The 22,932-nt window shown below is 73.6% G+C and carries 21 protein-coding genes; 15 read left to right on the forward strand and 6 right to left on the reverse strand.

Annotated elements, in window-relative coordinates:
* Positions 1-154 precede the first annotated feature (154 nt).
* Positions 155-1,555, reverse strand: a complete 1,401-nt coding sequence (locus JQN72_RS14780; RefSeq protein WP_204135900.1) for a glycosyltransferase family 2 protein — start codon at positions 1,553-1,555, stop codon at positions 155-157.
* Positions 1,556-1,577: 22 nt separating this feature from the next.
* Entirely contained in the window at positions 1,578-1,715 is a 138-nt protein-coding gene (locus tag JQN72_RS14785; RefSeq protein WP_204135901.1) for a hypothetical protein, read from the reverse strand.
* 380 nt (positions 1,716-2,095) lie between these two features.
* Here JQN72_RS14785 and JQN72_RS14790 point away from each other — a divergent pair, with 380 nt between their 5' ends.
* The 4 genes from JQN72_RS14790 (at position 2,096) to JQN72_RS14805 (ending at position 7,269) form a co-directional block, all read left to right on the forward strand.
* Positions 2,096-4,366 carry a glycosyltransferase family 2 protein gene (locus JQN72_RS14790; protein ID WP_204135902.1) on the forward strand — a complete coding sequence of 757 codons (2,271 nt, stop codon included), beginning with the start codon at positions 2,096-2,098 and terminating at the stop codon, positions 4,364-4,366.
* Between the two features lie 131 nt (positions 4,367-4,497).
* Complete coding sequence (locus JQN72_RS14795) at positions 4,498-6,258, forward strand: sodium:solute symporter family protein (protein ID WP_204135903.1); 1,761 nt, start codon at positions 4,498-4,500, stop codon at positions 6,256-6,258.
* 12 nt (positions 6,259-6,270) lie between these two features.
* Positions 6,271-6,561 (forward strand): hypothetical protein, encoded by a 291-nt coding sequence (locus JQN72_RS14800; protein WP_204135904.1) that lies wholly within the window; start codon positions 6,271-6,273, stop codon positions 6,559-6,561.
* Between the two features lie 3 nt (positions 6,562-6,564).
* The gene (locus JQN72_RS14805; RefSeq protein ID WP_204135905.1) at positions 6,565-7,269 is read left to right on the forward strand and encodes a dienelactone hydrolase family protein; all 705 of its coding nucleotides are present in this window, start codon (positions 6,565-6,567) and stop codon (positions 7,267-7,269) included.
* An 18-nt stretch (positions 7,270-7,287) separates the two neighbouring features.
* Here JQN72_RS14805 and JQN72_RS14810 read toward each other — a convergent pair whose 3' ends face one another.
* The 3 genes from JQN72_RS14810 to JQN72_RS14820 are packed head-to-tail and all read right to left on the reverse strand — an operon-like array spanning position 7,288 to position 10,014.
* The gene (locus JQN72_RS14810) at positions 7,288-8,097 is read right to left on the reverse strand and encodes a dioxygenase (protein ID WP_204135906.1); all 810 of its coding nucleotides are present in this window, start codon (positions 8,095-8,097) and stop codon (positions 7,288-7,290) included.
* A gap of 7 nt (positions 8,098-8,104) precedes the next feature.
* A complete protein-coding gene (locus tag JQN72_RS14815; protein ID WP_204135907.1) occupies positions 8,105-8,818 on the reverse strand; it encodes a response regulator transcription factor in 714 nt (237 codons plus the stop codon).
* Positions 8,815-10,014, reverse strand: a complete 1,200-nt coding sequence (locus tag JQN72_RS14820; RefSeq protein WP_204135908.1) for a sensor histidine kinase — start codon at positions 10,012-10,014, stop codon at positions 8,815-8,817. Before JQN72_RS14820 ends, JQN72_RS14815 begins: the two co-directional genes overlap by 4 nt.
* Positions 10,015-10,155: 141 nt before the next feature.
* Here JQN72_RS14820 and JQN72_RS14825 point away from each other — a divergent pair, with 141 nt between their 5' ends.
* From JQN72_RS14825 to JQN72_RS14840, 4 genes are all read left to right on the forward strand, one after another.
* Positions 10,156-11,052, forward strand: coding sequence for an ABC transporter ATP-binding protein (locus tag JQN72_RS14825; protein WP_204135909.1), 897 nt, complete (start codon positions 10,156-10,158; stop codon positions 11,050-11,052).
* A complete protein-coding gene (locus JQN72_RS14830; protein WP_204135910.1) occupies positions 11,052-11,852 on the forward strand; it encodes an ABC transporter permease in 801 nt (266 codons plus the stop codon). The genes JQN72_RS14825 and JQN72_RS14830 overlap by 1 nt, the downstream gene beginning before the upstream one ends.
* 131 nt (positions 11,853-11,983) lie before the next feature.
* The gene (gene topA, locus JQN72_RS14835; protein WP_204135911.1) at positions 11,984-14,731 is read left to right on the forward strand and encodes a type I DNA topoisomerase; all 2,748 of its coding nucleotides are present in this window, start codon (positions 11,984-11,986) and stop codon (positions 14,729-14,731) included.
* Positions 14,732-14,831: 100 nt separating this feature from the next.
* Positions 14,832-15,281 carry an SCP2 sterol-binding domain-containing protein gene (locus tag JQN72_RS14840; protein WP_204135912.1) on the forward strand — a complete coding sequence of 150 codons (450 nt, stop codon included), beginning with the start codon at positions 14,832-14,834 and terminating at the stop codon, positions 15,279-15,281.
* 30 nt (positions 15,282-15,311) lie between these two features.
* Here the strand turns inward: JQN72_RS14840 and JQN72_RS14845 are convergent, their stop codons facing one another.
* Complete coding sequence (locus JQN72_RS14845) at positions 15,312-17,000, reverse strand: alpha/beta hydrolase (protein WP_204135913.1); 1,689 nt, start codon at positions 16,998-17,000, stop codon at positions 15,312-15,314.
* A 139-nt stretch (positions 17,001-17,139) separates the two neighbouring features.
* Here JQN72_RS14845 and JQN72_RS14850 point away from each other — a divergent pair, with 139 nt between their 5' ends.
* The 7 genes from JQN72_RS14850 (at position 17,140) to JQN72_RS14880 (ending at position 22,917) form a co-directional block, all read left to right on the forward strand.
* The gene (locus JQN72_RS14850; protein ID WP_239100704.1) at positions 17,140-17,883 is read left to right on the forward strand and encodes a MerR family transcriptional regulator; all 744 of its coding nucleotides are present in this window, start codon (positions 17,140-17,142) and stop codon (positions 17,881-17,883) included.
* Between the two features lie 154 nt (positions 17,884-18,037).
* Positions 18,038-18,436 (forward strand): hypothetical protein, encoded by a 399-nt coding sequence (locus JQN72_RS14855; RefSeq protein ID WP_204135914.1) that lies wholly within the window; start codon positions 18,038-18,040, stop codon positions 18,434-18,436.
* A 39-nt stretch (positions 18,437-18,475) separates the two neighbouring features.
* Positions 18,476-19,051, forward strand: a complete 576-nt coding sequence (locus tag JQN72_RS14860; protein WP_204135915.1) for a hypothetical protein — start codon at positions 18,476-18,478, stop codon at positions 19,049-19,051.
* Positions 19,052-19,106: 55 nt separating this feature from the next.
* Positions 19,107-20,471 (forward strand): sensor histidine kinase, encoded by a 1,365-nt coding sequence (locus tag JQN72_RS14865; RefSeq protein ID WP_204135916.1) that lies wholly within the window; start codon positions 19,107-19,109, stop codon positions 20,469-20,471.
* A complete protein-coding gene (locus tag JQN72_RS14870; RefSeq protein ID WP_204135917.1) occupies positions 20,468-21,100 on the forward strand; it encodes a response regulator transcription factor in 633 nt (210 codons plus the stop codon). The genes JQN72_RS14865 and JQN72_RS14870 overlap by 4 nt, the downstream gene beginning before the upstream one ends.
* A gap of 42 nt (positions 21,101-21,142) precedes the next feature.
* Positions 21,143-21,781 carry a dTMP kinase gene (gene tmk / locus JQN72_RS14875; protein ID WP_204135918.1) on the forward strand — a complete coding sequence of 213 codons (639 nt, stop codon included), beginning with the start codon at positions 21,143-21,145 and terminating at the stop codon, positions 21,779-21,781.
* Positions 21,778-22,917 carry a DNA polymerase III subunit delta' gene (locus JQN72_RS14880; protein WP_204135919.1) on the forward strand — a complete coding sequence of 380 codons (1,140 nt, stop codon included), beginning with the start codon at positions 21,778-21,780 and terminating at the stop codon, positions 22,915-22,917. Before tmk ends, JQN72_RS14880 begins: the two co-directional genes overlap by 4 nt.
* Positions 22,918-22,932 lie beyond the last annotated feature (15 nt).

Here is a 22,932-nt window from a genome sequence, read left to right on the forward strand (position 1 = left end):
CCGCCGGGCAGGAAGGGCAGGCCGGCGTGGTAGAGCACGACGAGGACCACGGCCAGGGCACGCAGGGCCTCGATGTCCGGGCGGAACCCCCGCACCACACCGTCCGGGAGCTGCCGACGACGCCGGCGGGTCGGGGCGGCGAGGTCGACGACCGTCACGACGTCGCCTCCTTGGCCGCCACCGCCGGCTCGAGGGCGCTGCCGGCAGGGAGCTCGAGGCCGCTGCCTGCGGGGAAGAGGCCGACCTCGACGCGCTTGCGCGTCCCCCACGTCCGCTGGGGTCGCGGGCTGGCGACCGCGACGAAGTAGAGGGGTAGGAGGACGAAGAGGCTGAGGACGCTGGCAAGGGGGCTGATCCACCACACGAGGAGGCGCTGGGAGAGCGGTTCGTCGCGGCGGGCCAGGAGCACGTAGCGGAAGTGCGACGCGAGCGAGATCCCGGCGGCGGTGATCACCGTGGAGGTCAGCAGGCTCGCGCTCAGGGCGCCGCTCGCGACACCGAGGACCGCGACCGACATCGAGATGCCGTACATGACCAGCGCGAGGACCTGCGTCGCGGTGAACCAGAAGTCCGCGCTCGTCACGGGTCGGCGCAGGAGCCACAGGGTGCCCCAGCAGAAGGACCGGCACCAGCGCAGGCGCTGGCGCACGAGGTGCGACATCCGCGACGGCAGCGCCGAGTAGGCGACAGCCTCCGGCTGGTACTCGCAGCGTCCGAGCTCCTTGGCGAAGAGCGTCATGATGCGGTCGTCCCCGGCCCGGACCGGGCGGGACAGGAACCGCTGCCCGAGGAAACGGTCGAGGTTCCGGCGCGGCACCTCGCCCCGGTAGGCGGCGAGGATCCCGCAGTTGACCCGCACCGACCCGAACGCGCCCTCGGCCATCCGGCCGTGCACGAAGCTCATGACGAACCCGATCTCGATGACCCGCGTGAAAAGCGACCGGGCGTGGTTCTGGCCGACGGCGGTCCCGGCGACGCTCATGACGTCGGGGCGGCAGAACGGGACGAGGATCTTGTCGATCGCGTCGTGCCGCAGCACCGTGTCGGAGTCGACGGTCACGAAGACGTCGGCGTCCGAGCGGCCGTAGGCGACGGACTGGGCGTGCCGCTTCCCGGCGTTGGGCTGGCGGTGCTCGTGCACGGAGATCCCGTGGACGCGCAGGGCCGCGAGAGCCTCGCGCACGGGCTCGGTCCGCAGCACCTCGAACGGCGCGCCGTCGCGGGTCGAGCCGTCGTCGACGACCCACACCGCACGGGGCAGTCGGTCCTGCGCGGCGATGCTGCGCAGCCCGGCCGCGAGCAGCTCCGGGTCCTCGTTGTAGACGGGGACGACGACGTCGACCCTCAAGAGCGCGAGGTCGACGTCCGGGTCGGGGACGTGCCGCCGTGCGGCGAGGCTCGCGGCCGCCTTGAGCGCGAGGTGGCACCACATGAAGGCGAAGCAGAGCGCGAAGTTGGTCAGCTTCGCGGCGTACACGAGGTGGTTGACGAGGAGGCCCGTGAGCAGCGCGAGCATCCCGATGGAGTAGGCGAAGTACGGCGTTCCGAAGCTCATCCGGGCTCCCTGGGTGCTGGTCTCAGACGCGGACGGGGGGGAGGAGGCGGACGGCCAGGACGATCCCGCCGACGACGACGAGGCCGCCGAGGGCGAGCCATCCGTTGCCGAACACGACGGTGTCGATCAGGTCGTGGAGCTGGGAGACGAGGTCACGCATGAGCGGTCCTTCCGGCACGTCGCCGTGCGAACGATGGACTGGCCCGGGGCCTGCCGAGGCGCGAAAAGCGTTGCCCCCGGGCGGATCTCAACGGGTGAGGACGGACGCGGCGGCTTCTGCGGCGCGGCGTCCGGAACTGCCGAACGGGTGACGGTCGGGCCGGATGTGTGGCCGGCCACGTGAGCCCTCTGTCGACTCGGGCCCGCCCGGCCAGCATGGGAGTGCCTCGCGGGGGCACGCAACCCGAGGCGTCGCCGGTGAGGTGAATTTTTCCTGAGCGAAACATTGACCGGTGGACTCGCGAACACGTCTCCGGTGCAATGGAGTCACCGAGGACGGCCCTCCCGCGAGCCGCGCAGGGCGCCTGGAAGGAGACCCGGATGGCCACCACCCTCGCCACACCCGTCGACGGCGCCCTCGTCCGTCCCGCCGGGAGTGTGCTCGTCGTCGGGCAGCGGTCCGACCGCGACGCCGTCGCCCACCGGCTCGCCGGAGCCGGTGTGTACGTGGTGCCCGGGGGCCCCGCCCGCCTCCGGACCGTCGCCGACGTCGCACGGGTCGCTCGCGACGAGAGCGTCGACGCTGTCCTCTGGCTCACGACGGACGACGCCGCCCCGGCCCGGGCCCTCGCCCGGCAGCTCGCCGTGCTGGGGATGCGGGAGCTGCCGGTCGTCCTGGCGCCCGAGGCCGGCGACGAGGACCTCGCCCACCACGCCGCCTGGCTCACCGACAGGGTCACCGAGACGCTCGAGGACGCGCGGGGCGGGTCGGCGACGACGGCCACGGTCGTGTCGATGGGCGAGCTGGTCTCCCGGCTCGAGCGGGAGATCCGGGCCGCGAGCGGGCACCGCCGCCGTCGCGGTGTCACCATGCCCGCCGTCGCGGTCCTCGACGTCGCGGAGCGGGGTCTGCTGCGGAGCCGCTTCGGCGACAACGGCGTCCGCAAGGCCGCCCGGTCCGTGGCGGCTCTCGCCCGGGAGGCCGCCTCGGCCCGCGACGTCATCGCGGTCGACCGGTCCGGGAGGGTCGTCGTCCTGCTCCGCGACCGCGACGACGTGTGGGTCGAGCACCGGCTCGTGGGTCTGGCCGCCCGGGTCTCGGAGGTCGAGGTCCGCCTGCACGGCGAAGGGCTCCGGCTCACGCCGGTCGTGGGATGGGCGCGCGCCGACTCGCCGTCCTCGGGCGCGGCCCTGGGTCGCGCCCGGACGGCCGCCGCGGTGGCCGCCGAGCAGCTCGACCTGCAGCCCGTGCGGTGGCAGGAGGGCATGACCCGCACCCCACCGCGTCGTGGCGTGACGTACCGGCTGCCCTCCGCCGTGGGGCAGTTCGGGCTCTCGCTGCTCGTCGGCGTCGTCATCCCCTTCCTCCTGCTCGTCCTCGCGGACAAGCTGGGGCATTCCGTCGCCTCGTACGTCTACGCGACCGTCGTCGTCGTCATGTCGGTCACGGCCGTCTCCGTCTGGGCGGAGGGCCTGGCCTCCCTCCGCACCCGCCCGCTCCCGCCCGCCTCGGGTTCGCCGCCCCTCGCGAGCGCCGTCATCGCGGCGTACCTGCCGAACGAGTCCGCGACGATCCTCGACACCGTCCGGGCGCACCTCGCGTCCGAGCACCGCGACCTCGAGGTCGTCCTCGCCTACAACCGCCCGCACCGCCTCCCGGTGGAGGACGCGCTGGAGGCGCTGGCCGCCGAGGACCCGCGGCTGCGGTTGCTGCACGTCGAGGGCAGCGCGAGCAAGGCACAGAACATCAACGCCGCGCTGGGCCACGTCCGGGGGGAGATGGTCGGGGTGTTCGACGCCGACCACCATCCGGCGCCGGACGCCTTCGACCGGGCCTGGCGGTGGCTCGCGGCGGGCTACGACGTGGTCCAGGGGCGCTGCGTCGTCCGCAACGGGGACGTCTCGTGGATCTCGCGCCTCGTCGCCGTCGAGTTCGAGTGCATCTACGGCGTCTCGCACCCCGGCCGGGCTCGGCTGCACGGCTTCGCCGTGTTCGGTGGCTCGAACGGCTACTGGCGTACCGACGTCCTGCGTCGGGTGCGGATGCACTCCTCGATGCTCACCGAGGACATCGACGCCAGCGTCCGGCTCGTCGGGGAGGGCGGCCGGATCGCCTACGACCCGGGCCTGCACTCCTACGAGCTCGCGCCGACCCGTCTCGAGCCGCTGTGGTGGCAGCGGCTGCGGTGGGCCCAGGGCTGGTTCCAGGTGACCCGGGCCCACGCGGGGGCGGTCGCGAACCGCTTCTCGCTGGGCCGCCGGCAACGGCTCGGGATGACCTTCCTGCTGCGCTGGCGGGAGGTGACCCCGTGGGTCGGCCAGCTCACCCTCGCCGTCGTCGCGCACGCGGTGTGGGCCGCGGGGGGCGAGCTGTCCCGGGTGCCGGTGAGCCCTCTCCTGCTCCTCGTCCTGCTCGTCTCGCTGGCCACGGCACCCGGGCAGGCGCTGTTCGGGTGGCTCAACGCGACCCCGCAGATGCGCCGCCGGCCTCGGTGGTTCCTCGTCTACCTCCTCGCCGGGTCACTCGTGTACGGGGAGTGGCGCAACGTCGTGGCCCGGGTGGCCCACGTGCGCGAGCTGACCGGCAGCGACGACTGGATCGTCACCCCGCGGGCCACCGGCCGGTCGTCCGGGGAGCGTCGCGCGCTCTGACGGCCGCCGCCGGATCCGCGGGTAGCGCGGACGCTCTCGCGCCCGCCGCTCCGTTAGCGTGACCGGTGGTGCCGGACCCGGCACGACGGCCTGGCGAGGGAGTGGTCGACGTGGTCGCAGCAGCTGTCCCCGTGACGCAGGTCCCGGCGGCGCTTCCGGCCGCGGACACGATCATCTCGGCGAGCTGGGTCGACTACCTCATCCTCGTCATCTACTTCGGCTTCGTCCTCGGCATCGGGCTGCTCGCACGCCGGTCGGTCTCGGACTCGGTCGACTTCTTCCTGTCGGGGCGCTCACTGCCGGCCTGGGTCACCGGGCTGGCGTTCATCTCGGCCAACCTCGGAGCGGTCGAGATCATGGGGATGAGCGCCAACGGCGCGGAGTTCGGCATCCCGACGGTGCACTACTTCTGGGTCGGCGCCATCCCGGCGATGCTCTTCCTCGGCGTCGTGATGATGCCCTTCTACTACGGCTCGAAGGTCCGCTCGGTCCCGGAGTTCATGCTCCGCCGGTTCGGGACGGGCGCGCACCTGGTCAACGCCCTGTCCTTCGCCGTGGCCCAGCTGCTCATCGCCGGAGTCAACCTGTTCCTGCTCGGCTCGATCGTCAAGGCGCTGCTCGGCTGGCCGCTGTGGGTCGCGCTCATCGTCGCCGCCGCGATCGTCCTGTCGTACATCACCCTCGGAGGGCTGTCCGCGGCGATCTACAACGAGGTCCTCCAGTTCTTCGTCATCGTCGCCAGCCTGCTGCCGCTCGTGCTCATCGGCCTGCACCGGGTCGGCGGCTACTCGGGCCTGCAGGACAAGATCACCGAGATGGCCTCGTCGGCCCCGGCCGACGCCGGCGTGCCCCCGGCCGAGCAGCAGCTCGAGTCGTGGCCCGGGCAGGCGCTCTCCGGCTTCGACAACCCGTTCTGGTCGGTGGTCGGCATCGTCTTCGGTCTCGGTTTCGTCCTCTCCTTCGGGTACTGGACGACGAACTTCGTCGAGGTCCAGCGGGCGATGGCCTCCGAGTCGATCTCCGCGGCCCGCAAGACGCCGGTCATCGGCGCGTTCCCCAAGATGTTCGTCCCGTTCCTCACGATCTTCCCGGGCATGATCGCCGCCGTGCTCGTGCCCGAGATCGTCGAGCTCAAGAACGGCGGCAGCCCGCCGGGCGGGGCCTCCGGCGACGGGGTCGCGTACAACGACTCCCTGTTGTACCTCATGCGCGACCTGCTGCCGAACGGCCTTCTCGGACTGGCGATCACGGGTCTGCTTGCGGCCTTCATGGCGGGTATGGCGGCCAACGTCTCCGCGTTCAACACGGTCTTCAGCTACGACCTCTGGGAGCGCTACATCCGCAAGGACCGCAGCGACGACTACTACCTGCGCATCGGCCGGCTCGCCACGGTGGGCGCCACGGTCATCGCCATCGGGACGGCCGTCGTCGCGAGCAGCTTCGGCAACGTCATGGACTACCTCCAGACGCTGTTCGGGTTCTTCAACGCGCCGCTCTTCGCGACGTTCATCCTCGGCATGTTCTGGAAGCGGATGACCGCGACGGCCGGCTGGACGGGCCTGGTGTCCGGGACCGCCTCGGCCGTCGTCGTCGCGTTCCTCAGCGAGGACGCCTTCGGCGCGGCGTCGCTCGGGGTCATCCCCCTCGGGGGTCAGGGGGCGGCGTTCGTCGCGGCCTCGACGGCCTTCGTCGTCGACATCGTCGTCTCGGTGGCCGTGACGATGGTGACCGAGCCCAAGCCGGCGTCCGAGCTCAAGGGACTCGTCTACTCCGAGACGCCCAAGGAGGACCTCGTCGACCCCGACGAGGCGTCCTACCCCTGGTACCGCCGGACGCTCCCGCTCGCCGGGGTCGCGCTCGGCATGGTCGTCGTCCTCAACGTCTTCTTCTGAGCGGGAGTGGTCATGGCAGAACAGCACAAGGCCGGAGCCTTCGACATCCGCAACGTCATCGGGCTGCTGCTCGCGGTGTACGGCGTCATCCTCACGCTCACTGGTCTGTTCGCCGACCCCGAGACCGACAAGACGGGTGGGGTGGACGCCAACCTCTGGGCCGGCCTGGCGCTGCTCGTCGTGGGGTCCGTCTTCATCGCCTGGGCACGGCTGCGGCCGATCATCGTCCCTGATGACGTCGAGCACGTCACCGACGACCCGACCCGTCCGGCGCCGAGGAAGCGCCCGCCCGCGAAGGGCTGAGCGGTGGCAGGCGTCGCGACCCGGGTCGGTGACCTCGACGGCTACCTCGCCGCGCCGCGGGGCGAGGGCCCGTGGCCCGGTCTGGTCCTCGTCCACGAGGCCTTCGGGCTCGACGAGAACATGCGGGCGCTCACCGACCGGATGGCGGCAGCGGGGTACCTCACCCTCGCGCCCGACCTGCTGTCCCGGGGCCTGCGGCCGGTGTGCCTACGGGCCACGATGCAGGCCCTGCGCCGGGGCCACGGTCGTGCCGTCGACGACATCGAGGCGGCGCGTGCCCGGCTCGTGGAGGACGACCGCTGCACCGGCCGGGTGGGGGTCATCGGCTTCTGCATGGGCGGCGGGTTCGCCCTGGTGCTCGCCGGGCGAGCGGGCTGGTCGGCAGCGGTGGCGAACTACGGCCTGCTGCCGGAGGAGCCGGACGCGCTCGCGGGTGCCTGCCCGGTCGTCGCGAGCTACGGCGGCCGGGACCGCTTCCTGGCCGGCGCGGCCGGCCGGCTCGAGGCCGCCCTGTCCGCCCGCGGGGTGCCGCACGACGTGCGCGAGTACCCGGATGCGGGCCACTCGTTCCTCAACCCCACGGACTCCTCGCCGTGGTGGCTCGCACCGATGGCGCGGTTCGTCCTGCACTCCGGACCCGAGCCGGGGTCCGCCGACGACGCCTGGCGGCGCATCGACGCCTTCCTCGCCGAGCATCTGGCGTCCTGAGACCCCGGCGGCCGGAGGTCAGGTGAACTGCCAGGAGCGTTTGCTCAGGCCGTACCAGAAGCCGTCGACGACACTCGTGCCGCGGACGTCGCCGGCCTCCGACGTCGCTCCCAGGGCCACGTACAGCGGTGCCCAGTGCTCGGTGCGCGGATGTGCCTCCTGCGCGGCGGGGGCCGTGGCGAGGAAGTCCAGGACGGCGTCGACGTCCCCCCGTCCGACGGCCTCCGCGGCCCAGTGGTCGAACTCGGCGGACGGCGTCGGCGGGGCGACGTCCGGGCCGCCGGACGGGTCGAACCACCGCAGGTTGTGCGTCGTGAAGCCCGATCCGACGACGAGCACGCCCTCGTCGCGCAGCGGGGCGAGCCGCCGGCCGAGGTCGAAGAGCCGCTGCGGGTCGAGGGTCGGCATCGACAGCTGGAGCACCGGGACGTCGGCCTCGGGGAACATCTCGACGAGCGGCACGTACGCGCCGTGGTCGAGGCCGCGGGAGGGGTCCTGGTGCAGGGTCTCGCCGACACCGGAGAGCAGCCCCGCCACCGAGCGGGCCAGGCCGGGTGCCCCGGGGGCGTCGTAGGTGACCTCGTAGTAGCGCTGCGGGAAGCCCCAGAAGTCGTACACGAGCGGGGCGTCGCCGGTCGTCGCCGACACCGAGACCGGCGCCTGCTTCCAGTGTGCCGAGACCACGAGGACGGCCTCCGGGCGGGGGAGGTCGGCCGACCAGGCGGCGAGCTCGGCGGTCCACCGCTCGTCGTCGGCCAGTGGCGGTGCACCGTGGCTGAGGTAGAGGACGGGCATCCGCCCGTCGGTGCTCGCCGGTGTCGAGGTCATAGAACATTCAACCATTTTCCGGTCCGCGCGTGTTCCCCTCGGCGCGGTGCCCCTGCTCGGCGTCCCGCACGAGGAGCGCGACCTGGACCCGGTTGTCGGTGCCCACCTTCGTGAAGATCCGTCCGACGTGGGCCTTGACCGTCGCCGTCGAGAGGTAGAGCTCGGCACCGATCTGGGCGTTGCTCAGGCCGCGGGCCACCGCGTCGGCGACGTCACGCTCGCGTTCGGTCAGTCCCGAGAGCGCCGCACGGGCGGCCTCCCGGCGCCGGTCGGGGCGCGGCTCCTGCTCGGTGACGGCCGCGATGAGCCGCGTCGTCACGCTCGGCGAGAGCATCGGCTCCCCGGCCGCGACCGCCCGGACCGCATGGACCACCTGTGCCGGCGGGGTGTCCTTGAGGAGGAAGCCCGCCGCACCCGCTCGCAGCGCCCGCAGGACGAGGTCGTCGGTGTCGAACGTCGTGAGGACGAGGACCCGTGGCGCCCCCGCCCGGGCGAGGAGGACACGGGTCGCGTCGAGCCCGTCGCGCCGCGGCATCCGGATGTCCATGAGCACGACGTCCGGTGACCGCGCCCCGACGACGTCCAGCGCCTCCTCGCCGTCCGCGGCCTCCCCGACGAGGACGATGTCGTCGTGTCCGCCGAGCATCAGCCGGAGCGCGGACCGCACGAGCGGGTCGTCGTCGACCACGACGACCCGGACCAGCGCTGGGTCGTCGGTCATGCCGACCACGGTATCCAGGCCTCGACGACGAAGCCGCCGGTCACCGTGCGCCGGTGCCCGAGCCGGCCGCCCAGCAGCTCGACCCGCTCGTGCAGGCCGACGAGCCCGATCCCGGCACCGGGGAGCACGAGCGGGCGGCCCCGGGCGGCGCCGCTCGAGACCGTCACGGCGAGCCCGTCCCCGGCCGCGCCCGAGACGCCGACCGTGACGTCGGCGCCCGGCGCGTGCTTGGCGGCGTTCGTCAGGGCCTCCTGGACGACCCGGTAGGCAGCGCGCTGGACCGTCGCCGGCGGGTCACCGGTGACCCCGTTCCGCAGCGTCACCTCGACCCCCGGGGCCCGGGCCGCGGCGACGAGCGCCGGGAGGTCGGCCAGCCGGGGCTGCGGCGGCTCGGGCGCCTCGTCCGCCTCCGGGTCGGCGCCGTCGGCGGAGCCTCGGAGGACGCCGAGCACGTCGCGCAGGTCGGTCAGCGCCCGGCGCGCGTTGTCCTCCACGGCCCGGACCGAGGCGGACCGCTCGTCGTCGGCGAGGTCGGAGCGGTAGGACAGCGCGCCCGCGTGCATCGCGACGAGCGAGATCCGGTGCGCGAGGACGTCGTGCATCTCCCGGGCGATCCGGGTGCGCTCCTCGGCCCGGGCCCGGTCGACCCGCGCGCCCTGCTCGCGCTCGGCCGTCTCGGCCCGCTGCCGGAGCGACTCGACGAGTGCCCGCCGCGAGGCCACCTGGAGCCCGACGGCCAGCGTGAGCGCCGTCGCGAGCCCGGACACGACGCCGAGGAGCCACCACGAGTCCGGGTTCGTCCGCAGTGGTCGGTACATCGCCTCCGCCACCAGGCCGGCGCCGAAGTAGAGGACGGCCATCGGGGCGACACGGCGCAGCGGACGCTGGGTCGTCGCCGACACCAGCGCCCAGGTGGCGGGGCCGCCCGACGTGGTCGACACGGAAGAGGCCAGAGCGGAGAGGGCCGCCACGAGCAGGGGCCGACGGCGGCGAGCCACCACGACGAGCAGGGTGGTCAGCACACCGAGGAGCGGGTCGGCGACGACGAGCCACAGGACGAGCGTGACCGGCTCCTCCGGGAGCCCGACGCCGAAGGAGAGCCAGGCGAGGGCACCCACGGTCACGCTGAGCCCGATCCGCCACATGGTCTGCCACCACGTGAGGCGCGGGCTCGGCGCCGGTGTCGCCCCGGTCATGTCCCGAAGCCTAGGAGCGTCGGTCGGTCCCGGGCATCCGACCGAGGTAGGGGCCCGCCGGTCCGAAGGTCGACCGTCCGGGCGACGGTGTCGACCCGTGGCCGATGCGCCGACGGCCCGCGGGCCGCGACCGTGGTTCGCATGATCCACATCGAGAACCTCACGAAACGGTACGGCGGGCTGACCGCCGTCGACGACATCTCGTTCACCGTGCGTCCAGGCACGGTCACCGGCTTCCTCGGCCCGAACGGTGCGGGGAAGTCGACCGCCCTGCGGATGCTCACCGGCCTCACCCCGCCGACGAGCGGTACGGCCACCATCGGGGGCCGGCGCTACGCGGACCTGCCCAACCCGGCCGCCTCGGTCGGCGTGATGCTCGACGCGACCGCCCAGCACCCGGGGCGCACCGGGCGCGAGGTGCTCCGCCTCGGCGCGATGACGATCGGCGTCCCGGACACCCGGGTCGAGGAGCTGCTCGACCGGGTGGGCATCACGGCCGACGAGGCGCGCCGCCGGGTGCGCAACTACTCGCTCGGCATGCGCCAGCGGCTCGGCCTGGCCGGAGCGCTGCTCGGCACCCCCCGGGTGCTGGTCCTCGACGAGCCCGCGAACGGGCTCGACCCGCAGGGCATCCATTGGATGCGCGAGCTGCTCCGTGAGTTCGCGTCCGAGGGAGGCACGGTGCTGCTCAGCTCGCACCTGCTCGGCGAGGTCGCGCAGACCGCCGACGAGCTCGTGATCATCGGGCGGGGCAGCATCGTCGCGCAGGGACCGACCGAGGAGCTGGTCCGTGCCGGAGGCACCGTCGTCCGTGCCGAGGACGCCGGCACGCTCGGGGCCGCGCTCGCCGCGGCGGACATCGTGACCCGGGAGTCGGGTGCGGGCCTCGTCGCCGAGGCGATGCCCGAGGAGGTCGGGCGGGTCGCCCGGGACGCGGGGGTCGCGCTCAGCGAGCTGCGCACGACCGGGGCAGAGGGTCTCGAGGCCACCTTCCTCGAGCTCACCGCCGACACCGCTCGCGACAAGGCGGTGGCGTGATGACGACCCTCAACGACCGTCCGGCCCACCGCGACGCGGGCTCCGCCGAGCTGCCGCAGGTGGCGGGGGTCCCCTTCCACCGTCTGCTCCGGGTCGAGGTCCGCAAGTGCGTCGACACCCGGGCCGGCCGCTGGCTCCTCGTGGTCATCGCGGCCGCGACGGTGCTGGTTCTGGCCGCCACCCTCGTCTGGGGTGAGCTCGCGGACCTGGAGTACGGGGCGATGTTCTTGACGGCGACGCTGCCGCTCCTCGTGCTTCTCCCGGTCCTCGGGATCATGACCGCCACCGCGGAGTGGGCGCACCGCACCGGCCTGGCCACCTTCGCCTACGAGCCGCGGCGGGGCCGGGTCGTGCTCGCGAAGGCACTCGCGGCCGTCGTCCTCGCGGCCTGTCTGGTCGCCGTCGCGGCGGCCGCCTCGGCCGTGACGCTGCTCGTCGACACCGTGGTCCACGACTCCTCGCCGGACTGGTCGACGGACGGGGCCGCCGTCGGTGGGGTGCTCCTGACCCTTGCGATCTACACGGTCCAGGGCGTCGGGTTCGGTCTCCTCCTGCGCAGCACCCCACTCGCCATCGTCGCGACCTTCGTCATCCCGACGGTCTGGACGTTCGCCGGGTCGCTCGTCGAGTGGATGCGCGACGTCCAGCCCTGGCTCGACCTGGGCCTCGTGACCGAGCCGCTCACCGAGGGCCGGATGACGGGGGAGGACTGGACCCACCTCGCGACCTCGGTGGCGGTGTGGCTGCTCCTGCCGGCCGCCGTCGGCACCTGGCGGGTGCTGAGAGGCGAGGTCAAGTAGGCCGTCCCGGCGCGCCGCACGCCCCTGATGTGCGGTGCGCCGGGAAGGGGCGCTACCGTCGGCGACGTCCACACGTCGGAGCAGCGACGAATCCGCTGCACGTGCCGGACGGAACGGAACAGGTGCACCCCATGGCAGGACGCAAGCTCGTCATCGTCGAGTCGCCCGCGAAGGCCAAGACGATCGCCGGCTACCTCGGCAGCGACTGGGACGTCGAGGCGTCCGTCGGCCACATCCGCGACATCCCCACCCCCAGCGAGATGCCGGCCGAGGTCAAGAAGGGCCCGTTCGGCAAGTTCGGCGTGAACATCGACGACGACTTCGACCCCTACTACGTCGTCGACGCCGACAAGAAGAAGAAGGTCCGCGAGCTCAAGTCCCTCCTCAAGGAGGCCGACGAGCTCTACCTCGCGACGGATGAGGACCGCGAGGGCGAGGCCATCGCGTGGCACCTGTTCGAGACCCTCAAGCCCAAGGTCCCGGTCAAGCGGATGGTCTTCCACGAGATCACCCGCGAGGCCATCCAGCGGGCCGCCAACCAGACCCGCGACATCAACGTCGCCCTCGTCGACGCCCAGGAGACCCGGCGCATCCTCGACCGCCTCTACGGCTACGAGGTCTCCCCGGTCCTGTGGCGCAAGGTCAAGGCCGGCCTCTCCGCGGGGCGCGTGCAGTCCGTCGCCACGCGCATGGTCGTCGAGCGCGAGCGGGAGCGGATGGCGTTCGTCCGGGCGTCGTACTGGGACGTCGACGCCGACGTCACGCCCGCCGGCGACGAGGACCTCTTCACCGCCCGGCTCACCGGGGTCGACGGCAAGAAGGTGGCCACCGGCCGCGACTTCGCCGACGACGGGACGCTCAAGGGCGACAAGGCCGTCCAGCTCGACGAGGGGCGGGCGTCTGGCATCGCGCAGGCGCTGCGCAGTGCGCAGGTCAGCGTCGCCGAGGTCTCCGAGAAGCCGTACACCCGCCGGCCGAGCGCCCCGTTCACGACGAGCACCCTGCAGCAGGAGGCCTCGCGCAAGCTGCGGCTCAACTCGCGTAACGCGATGCGGGTCGCCCAGCGGCTCTACGAGAACGGGTACATCACCTACATGCGCACCGACAGCACCGCGCTGTCCGACACCGCGCTCACCGCGGCCCGCCAGCAGGCCCGTGACATGTACGGTGCCGAGTCCGTCCCGGACGCGCCGCGCCGGTACGAGAAGAAGGTCAAGAGCGCCCAGGAGGCGCACGAGGCCATCCGTCCGGCGGGGGACCGGTTCCGCACCCCGGCCCAGGTCCGCGGTGAGCTGCGCGGCGACGAGTACGCCCTGTACGAGCTCGTCTGGATGCGCACCGTCGCCTCGCAGATGGCCGACGCCAGGGGCTCGACGGCCTCGGTGCGGCTGGCCGCGACGCTGGCCGACGGCGCTCCGGCCCGCGAGGTCGAGCTCTCCGCCAGCGGCACGGTCATCACCTTCCGCGGCTTCCTGGCTGCCTACGAGGAGGGCCGGGACGCGCCGCGCGCCCGCGACGACGAGGAGCGGCGCCTGCCCAAGCTCGGTGTCGGCCGGGCGCTCACCGTCCGCCGCGCCGACGCGAACGGCCACGAGACGTCCCCGCCGGCGCGCTACACCGAGGCGACCCTCGTCAAGGCGATGGAGGAGCGTGGCATCGGCCGGCCCTCGACCTACGCCTCGACGATCGGGACGATCCAGGACCGCGGCTACGTCAGCAGCAAGGGCTCGGCCCTCGTGCCGTCGTGGCTCGCGTTCGCGGTGACCCGGCTCATGGAGGCGCACTTCGGCCGGCTCGTCGACTACGACTTCACGGCGTCGATGGAGGAGGACCTCGACGCCATCGCGCGCGGCGACCAGCATCGGGTCGCCTGGCTCAAGCGCTTCTACTTCGGCGACGAGGCGTCCTCGGCCGAGGGTCTGCGCGACCTCGTCGAGGACCTCGGCGACATCGACGCCCGGGCCATCTCGACGATCGACATCGGCGACGGCGTCGTCGTGCGGGTCGGGCGGTACGGGCCGTACGTCGAGGAGGTCGTCCCGGCCGGGATCGACCCGAAGACGGGCGAGGTGACCGACGAGAAGGCCGCCGCGTCGGGCGAGACCCAGCCGCGCCGGGCGTCCATCACCGACGACGTCCCGCCGGACGAGCTCACCCCCGCCATGGCCCGCGAGCTGCTCGACCAGGCCGCCGACGACGGCCGGGTCCTCGGCCGGCACCCGGAGACCGGCCGCGACATCGTGGCCAAGGCCGGCCGGTACGGGCCCTACGTCACCGAGGTCATCCCGGAGGAGGAGCAGGGCAAGGGCAAGAACAAGGTCAAGCCCCGGACGGCCTCGCTCTTCACGGACATGGACCTCGCGACGGTCGAGCTCGACACCGCGCTGCGGCTGCTGTCGCTGCCCCGGGTCGTAGGCACCGACCCCGAGTCCGGAGACGACATCACGGCCCAGAACGGCCGCTACGGCCCGTACCTGAAGAAGGGGACGGACTCGCGCTCGCTCACCTCCGAGCAGCAGCTCTTCGACATCACGCTCGAGGAGGCGCTGGCGATCTACGCCCAGCCGAAGCAGCGCGGCCGGGCCGCGGCCAAGCCGCCGCTCGCCGAGCTCGGCACCGACCCGGTGTCCGGCAAGCCCGTGGTCGTCAAGGACGGCCGGTTCGGTCCGTACGTCACCGACGGCGAGACGAACGCCACCCTGCGCAAGGACGACGACCCGGAGAAGATCAGCCCGGAGCGCGGCTACGAGCTGCTCGCCGACAAGCGGGCGAAGGGGCCGGCGAAGAAGACGGCGCGCAAGCGGACCACGAAGAAGACCGGTGCCAAGAAGACGGCCGCCAAGAAGTCCACGGCCACGAAGGCCGCGAAGAGGTCCTGACCCGAGGCGGCCATCTCGGTGGAGCGCGCGGACTTCTCCGGTGGGGGCGGGCGTGCGGTCCTGTTTGCACCGTTGGTTACCGGCCAGTAGGTTCTGGGGCATGGCCCTGGACCCGCAGACCCTGCCGACGCTGACCCCCGCCGAGTTCGTGACCGCCGTGAAGCGCGCGTCGGACCGCGAGATCGCCGAGCTCTTCGGCGGCCCGCACCGCGAGGCGCTGCTCGACGCCGTCTTCGCCCGGTTCCCCGGCCAGTTCCGCCCGGAGAAGGCCGGCGACCGCAGCGCCCGCATCGACTTCCGCGTCACCGGTGGTCCGGACGGCTCGAGCGACACCTACGCCGTGGTCGTCGACTCCGGTGCCTGCACGGTCGAGAAGGCTCCGACCGCCGAGCCGCAGCTGTCGCTCATGGCCGGCCCCGCCGAGTTCCTCAAGCTCATCACCGGCACGGGCAACCCCGCGATGATGTTCATGATGGGCAAGATCAAGGCCCGCGGCGACATCGGGCTGGCCACGGCCCTCGGCACCTGGTTTGAGACCCCGACGGCCTGAGCGTGCCCGCCCGGCCGTCGGGGTCCGACGTCAGCCGATGGCGCTGCCCAGCCGCTCGGACAGCTCGGCGATCCGCTGCAGCTGCGGCGTCGGCAGGCCGGCCCACCGTCCACCGTCCGCGGGCACCGGGTCCGGGACGGGGATGCCGCGGCACGTCCGGTCGTGGGCCGGTGCGCGACCGGTCGTGAGGTAGCGCAGCACGATGTCGTCGACGCACCGGTTTCCCATGCCGAAGACGCCGTGGTCGCCCTCGTCGGTCACGGTGAGCAGCACGGCACCGGAGTACCGGCGCTCGGCGTCACGGGCCAGCCGGGCGTTGGTCGCGGGGTCGTTCACCGACTGCACCATGAGCGTGGTGTCCACCCCGGCGCCGTCCGGCACGGGCATCCGCACGCCGGGGCGGGTCCAGTAGGCGCACGGGTTCTCGTTGGTGCTCCACCCGACGAGCGGGTACCTCGGCCCGAGGCGCCCCGAGAGGCGGTCGAGGTAGCGCTGTCCGCGCGGCCACCGGGTGTCGTTGCAGGTGATGGCGTAGAAGGTCGCCGGGTAGGCGTCGGACGCGACCGGCTGCGCGACACCGTGCTCCATCCGTGCGGCGATGTCCCGCAGCCGCTCCTGCACCTGGCGCGGGGTGGCGTCGAACCGGCGCTGCACACTCGCCGGGTCGGACGCGTGCTCCTCGTCCCACCACGTCCGCAGCAGCGCGTAGTCGGCGGCGAGGGGCTGGAAGCTGTACTTCGAGTACATCGACTGGATCGTGTCGGCGTCGAGGAAGTTCTGGTCGAGCGTGATCTCGACCTCGCCCGGGACGACGACCTCGATCGGGTCGCGCTTCAGGTCGGCCCGGAGCCGCTCGTAGAACCGCCGCACCTGCTCCGGGCTCGAGCCGAGGCCGAGGACGTCGTCGTGCTCGGCCGCCCACGCCGTGAAGTCCTGCCGGAAGCGCCGCTCGAAGGACTCGGGCTGTGCCTCGAAGGTGACGTTCCACGGCCGGGTGAAGTCGGTGTTGGAGTCGAGGACGAACCGGCCGGCGTGCTTCGGGAAGTACTTCTGGTAGTACGCGCCGAGCCAGGTGCCGCCGGAGTAGCCGACGTAGTCGAACGTCTCCGCCCCGAGCAGCGCTCTGACGAGGTCGACGTCCTTGACCGTCTGCTCGGTGGTCACGTGGTCGCGCAGCCCGCGGCTCTTCAGGGTGCAGAACGGGTCGTAGAGCTTCGAGGCGTCGGCGATGAGGTCGAGGTTCGCGCGGTCCCGGTCGCGGGCGTCCATCGTGTACTGCGGCGCGCCCTCGCACGACACGTTCGTGCTGGCGCCGGTGCCCCGGACGTCGAACCCGATGGCGATGTGGTCCGGGACGACGCTCGCCAGGTACGGCGCCATCCCCAGCCCCGGTGCGCCCGGGCCTCCGGGGTTGCCGAAGATGTAGCGCGCGTCGTCGCCGGCGCCCTCGGGGACGGTGCGGCTAACGGCCACCCGGATGTCCTCGCCGGCGCCCGGCCGGTTCCAGTCCCGGGGTGCGGTGACGAGCGCGCACTCGGTGCCGGTGGCCTCGTCGCAGAGCTGCCAGTCGAGGGTCTGCCGGAGGTAGCGGGTCGAGGCCGCCGCGGTGGCCCCGGTCGTGGTCGTGCCCTCCTCGTGGGCGGTGGCGGGGAGCGCGGTGGTGGCGGCCGTGGCGCAGGCCGCCACGGCCACCGGAATCCTGCTGAGACGTCGTGTCATGTGAGCCCCTGACGTGGTGAGCGGAAACCCCGGGGAACCCACCGGCCCCCCCGGCCAGCCCAGCGTGGCACCGGCGGTCCGGCCCCGCACCCGGAGCGGGCTTGACCCTCACGCGACGTGAGGCACCACCGTGGATGACATGACCACGACGAGCCAGCACACTGCACGGATGGAGCTGACGGTCGGACAGGTCGCCGAGCGGTTCGGTGTCACGGTGCGCACCCTGCACCACTACGACGCCGTCGGCCTCGTCGTCCCGTCCGCCCGGACCCACGCGGGGTACCGCCTCTACACGGACGCCGACCTCGCCCGGCTCGCCACGGTCGTCACGTACCGCCGGCTCGACCTGCCCCTCGACGAGGTGCAGGACCTGCTCGACGGCGACGGGACGGCCGAGGAGCACCTGCGCCGCCGGCGCGCCGTGGTCGTATCCCGGCTGGGCGAGCTCACCGAGCTCGTCGCGGCCATCGACCGAGCACTGGAGCGAGAGATGAACGACCGACCTGCGACGACCGAGGACCTCGAGGAGCTCTTCGGGGACGGCTTCGGCGAGGAGTACACGGCCGAGGCCGAGGAGCGCTGGGGCGACACCGACGCCTGGACGCAGTCCCGGGAGCGCACGGGCCGCTACACGAAGGCCGACTGGGCCGAGGTCAAGGCCGAGGCGGAGGCGGTGGACGCGGGCCTCGTCGCGGCGCTGGCGTCCGGGGAGCCGCCCACCTCGGAGCGGGCGATGGACGCCGCGGAGGCGCACCGGATGCACATCCACACCCGGTTCTACGACGTCGACGCGGCCTTCCACCGCGCCCTGGCGGACATGTACGTCGCCGACCCCCGGTTCACGCGGACGTACGAGGACCGCGCGCCGGGGCTCGCGCAGTAAGTGCGCGACGCGATCCACGCCAACGCCGACCGCCTCGAGCAGGGCTGAGGCGCCGCCGGTACTACGACCATCGCCCGATGGTGGGTGTCCGCGCGGCCGGGGGACCGTTCTCTTCGACGGGCCGACCTGCGGCCCACCGTCCGAGGAGGTTCCCATGACCAGCACCATCATCCGTCGTGCCGGAGTCGTCGCCGCGTCGGTCGCCCTCGTCGCGACCACCGCCCCGCTCGCCGCGGCCAAGGACCCGGAGGTCCGCACGTCCGGTACCTGCAGCTCCGGCGCCACGTGGAAGCTCAAGGCCAAGGGTGACGACGGCCGGCTCGAGGTCGAGCTCGAGGTGGACTCGAACCGGGTCGGACAGACGTGGTCGTGGTCGCTGAGCGACAACGGGGTGCGCGTCGGCTCCGGCACGGCCCGCACGACGGCGCCGAGCGGCTCCTTCGAGGTCGAGCGGCGCGTGGCGAACCGCGCCGGCACGGACACCATCACCGCCACCGCGCGACACGCGGCGAGCGGCCAGACCTGCCGGGCGCGAGCCGTCTTCCCCGGCTGACCCACGCCCTGACACACTTCGCTCACGGAAGGACCCACCATGCGCCGTATCGCTCTCCTCGTCTCTGCCGTCGTCGTCGCCGCCGCCCCGGCGGCCGTCGGGCTGGTCGACAACGCCTCCTTCGCCCAGCGGCTGCCCGTGCAGGCACCCGCGGCGAGCCCGTCGCCCAGCGCCTCCCCCACCTCCGACAACCCGGCCTCGCACGACGCCGGTGACGACCACGGCGGTGACCGGCCCGACCGTGTCTCGGACGACCCGGCGACCCACGACGCCGGTGACGACCACGGCGGTGACCGGCCCGACCGTGTCTCGGACGACCCGGCGACCCACGACGCCGGTGACGACCACGGCGGTGACCGGCCCGACCGTGTCTCGGACGACCCGGCCACGCACGACGCCGGTGACGACCACGGCGGCGACCGGGACCGTTCCGGCTCCGACGACGACTCGGCCGAGGACCGGTCCGGCCGTCGCGGTGGCGACGACGCGGACGACGACCGGTCGGGCCGCCGCGGCGGGGACGACCGGTCCGACGACGACCGCTCCGGCCACGGCGGAGGCGACGACTCCGACCACGAGGAGGACCGCTCGGGTGGACACGGGTCCGACGACTGAGCACGACCCTGCGGCGCCCCCGGCCGGTCCTGACCAGGACGGGGGCGCCTCACCCGTGCCCTGGCGGGTCGTCTCCCGTCCGGTCATCCTCGACGACGACCCCGCGGTCCGACCGCACCGGATCGTCGCGCGCCTCGTCCTCGGGGTCCTCGCGGCGATGGTCGTCGTCGGCGTGCTCGGCACCCTCGCGGCCCGCCAGCTCGCCGAGCGGGAGGCCGTCAACGACGCCGCGACGATGGCCGGGGTGGTCGCCGAGGCCGTCGTCCAGCCCGCGCTGACCGACGAGCTCCTCGCCGGCGACCCCGACGCCGTCGCCGCCTTCGACGACACCGTCCGACGCAGCCTCCTCGGCGACACCGTCGTCCGGGTCAAGCTGTGGCGACCGGACGGGCTCGTCGTGTACGCCGACGAGCCGCAGCTCATCGGCCGGTCCTTCCCGCTGGACGACGAGCAGCAGGAGGCCCTCGACGGCCCGAGCACGATCGCGGAGGTGTCCGACCTCAGCGACTCCGAGAACGCCTTCGAGGACGCCGACCGCCTCGTCGAGGTGTACCGGCCGGTCTGGGCCCCGGACGGCAGCACCGTGCTCTTCGAGATCTACGTCTCCTACGACCCCGTCTCCGAGCGTACCGGCCAGCTGTGGCGCGGCTTCGCGGGGGTCACGGCGAGCAGCCTGATCCTCCTCGTCGTCATCGTCACACCGCTCGTGCTCCACCTGGTCCGGCGGCTACGGCGCGCGGAGGTCCAGCGCTCCGCCCTCCTCGAACGGGCCGTCGAGGCCTCCGCCGACGAACGCCGCCGGATCGCCGCCTCGCTCCACGACGGCCCGGTGCAGGAGCTCGCCGCCACCTCCTTCACCGTCTCCGGCGCGTCCGCCACGGCTGCGCAGCGCGGCGAGGAGGGGCTCGCCCGCGACCTCGACGCCGCCGCGGCGGCCGTGCGGGGCAGCATCCGCTCGTTGCGGACGCTGCTCGTCGACATCTACCCGCCGAGCCTCGCCGCGTCCGGGGTCGTCGTCGCCCTCCAGGACCTCGTCCAGGCCTCGCGGCGGGACGCCCTCGCCGTGGCGCTCGACGTCGACGACGAGGACGACCTCGCCCTCACCCCGGAGGCCCAGCGGCTCGTCCACCGGGTGGCCCAGGAGTGCCTCCGGAACGCCGTCAAGCACGCGGGACCGGCGACCGTCGCCGTGTCGCTGCACCGCGACGGGCCGGGACAGGTCACCCTGGACGTCGTGGACGACGGACAGGGGTTCGACACGGACGCGGTCCTGGAGCGGCCCTACGACGGTCATCTCGGGACCCACGTGCTCGGGGACGTCACCGGCGCGCCCGGGGCGGTGCTCCAGGTCGCCTCGGCGCCCGGCCGCGGCACGCACTGGCGGCTCGAGCTCACCGGACCCCTCGGGGAGCGGGCATGATCCGGGTCCTCGTCGCCGACGACCACCGGCTCGTCCGGGCCGGCCTGCGCACGCTGCTCGAGGCCGAGCCCGACATTGCCGTCGTGGCCGAGGCGCGGGACGGCGGTGAGGCCGCCGAGTCCGCCACCGCGACCCGGCCGGACGTCGTCCTCATGGACCTCTCGATGCCGGGCGTCGACGGGGTCGACGGCACCCGCGGTGTGCTCGCCGGCCGGCCCGAGGTGCGGGTGCTCGTCCTCACGAGCTTCTCGGACCGGGTGCGGGTCCGGGAGGTGCTCGCCGCGGGAGCCATCGGCTACGTGCTCAAGGACTCGGAGCCGGAGGCGCTCGTCGCGGCCGTCCGGGCGGCCGCCGCGGGTCACGTGCCCATCGACCCGCGGGTGGCGGCCGCGCTGCTGCCGTCCACCGGCGACCCGGAACGGGACGCCGCCGCCGTCGGGCTCTCACCGCGGGAGACCGAGGTCCTCCGGCTCGTGTCCCAGGGGCTCGCGAACAAGCAGATCGCGCGTGCCCTCGGCATCACCGAGCGGACGGTCAAGGCGCACCTCGGGCGGGTGTTCCGCGAGATCGGCGTCGTCGACCGCACGAGCGCGGCGCTCTGGGCGCGCGACAACCTGCCCACCCCGTGACGCGTGCGCCCGGCGTCGGGGCGGCGGTCTAGGCTCGGCGGCGTGAGCGGACGGGACGGGGTGTTCATCGCCTTCGAGGGCGGTGACGGTGCGGGGAAGTCGACCCAGGTGCGCCTCCTCGCCGACGCGCTGTGCGAGGCCGGGCGCGAGGTCCTCGTCACCCGCCAGCCGGGGGGCACCGAGCTGGGTGCCGCCATCCGCGACCTCGTCCTCCACGGCGACCACGTCTCGCCGCGCGCGGAGGCCCTGCTCTTCGCCGCCGACAAGGCGCACCACGTCGACCTCGTCATCCGTCCGGCGCTCGCCGCCGGGCAGGTCGTCCTCACCGACCGCTACACCGACTCGTCGGTCGCCTACCAGGGCGCGGGCCGGGACCTCGGCGCCGGCGAGGTCCACGACCTCCAGATGTGGGCCGTCGGCCACCTCGTCCCCGATCTCACCGTCGTCGTCGACGTGCCGCCCGAGGAGGGGCGCCGCCGCCGCGGCGAGGTCCACGACCGGCTCGAGTCCGAGGCGGACGCCTTCCACGCGGCCATCCGCGAGCACTTCCTCGCGACGGCCCGGGGCAACCCGCAGCGCTACCTCGTCGTCGACGGCACGGCGGCCCCCGAGGACGTCCACGCGGCGGTGCTCGCGCGGTTCGAGACGCTGGGCGGGGCCCGGCCGGAGGCCTCGGCATGAGCGTCTGGCGCGACGTCGTCGGGCAGGAGCGCGCCGTCGCCACCCTCGAGCAGGCGGTCCGCGAGCCGGCCGCGATGACCCACGCCTGGCTCTTCACCGGACCACCCGGCTCCGGCCGCTCCGTGGCCGCGCGGGCGTTCGCCGCGGCCCTGCTGTGCCCGCAGGGCGGGTGCGGCGAGTGCCGGGAGTGCCGCACCGCCCTCGACGCCACGCACGCCGACGTCGACGTCATCGCCACCGAGGGCCTGTCGATCAAGGTCGAGCAGGCCCGCGACCTCGTCGCGCTCGCGGCGCACCGGCCGAGCGTCGGGCGCTACCGCGTCATCGTCGTCGAGGACGCCGACCGGCTCACCGAGCGGGCCGCCGACGCCCTGCTCAAGGCGCTCGAGGAGCCGGCTCCACGCACCGTGTGGATGCTCTGCGCGCCGTCGGTCGAGGACGTCATCATCACGATCCGCTCGCGGTCCCGGCACGTGCGGCTGCGGACACCGTCGGTCGAGGCGGTCGCGGACCTCCTCGTGCGCCGGGACGGGGCCGAGCGCCCGATGGCGCTGTACGCGGCCCGGGCCGCGCAGTCGCACGTCGGGCTGGCACGGCGCCTCGCCCGCGACGAGCACGCCCGGATCCGCCGCCACGACGTCATCACGATGGCCATGAGGATCACGGGCGTCGGCGAGGCCGTCGGCGCGGCCCAGGACATCATGACCATCGCCCAGGAGGAGTCGGCGGCGGCCTCGGGGGAGCGGGACGCCGCCGAGAAGGAGCGGCTGCTCGAGATCCTCGGGGCCGACCCCACGGCGCGCACGCAGCCGCCGCACGTCCGCTCCCAGGTGAGCGCCCTGGAGCGGGAGCAGAAGGCCAGGGCCACCCGGTTCACCCGCGACGTCGTCGACCGCGCCCTCGTCGACCTCCTGTCGGTGTACCGCGACGCGCTCGTCGTGCGCTCCGGTGCGGGGGCGGGGCTGGTCAACGAGGACAGCAGGCAGGTCGTCACCCGGGTCGCCGAGGTCCTCACCGCCGAGCAGCTCCTCGGGGCGATGGACGCGGTCGGCACCGCTCGGGAGCGGATCGGTGCCAACGTCGCGCCGCTGCTGGCGCTCGAGGCGATGGCCCTCGACCTCCGGCTGCCGAGCTGACGGCCCCGCGCGTGG

Source organism: Phycicoccus sp. CSK15P-2 (assembly GCF_016888005.1).
Lineage (GTDB): Bacteria > Actinomycetota > Actinomycetes > Actinomycetales > Dermatophilaceae > Phycicoccus.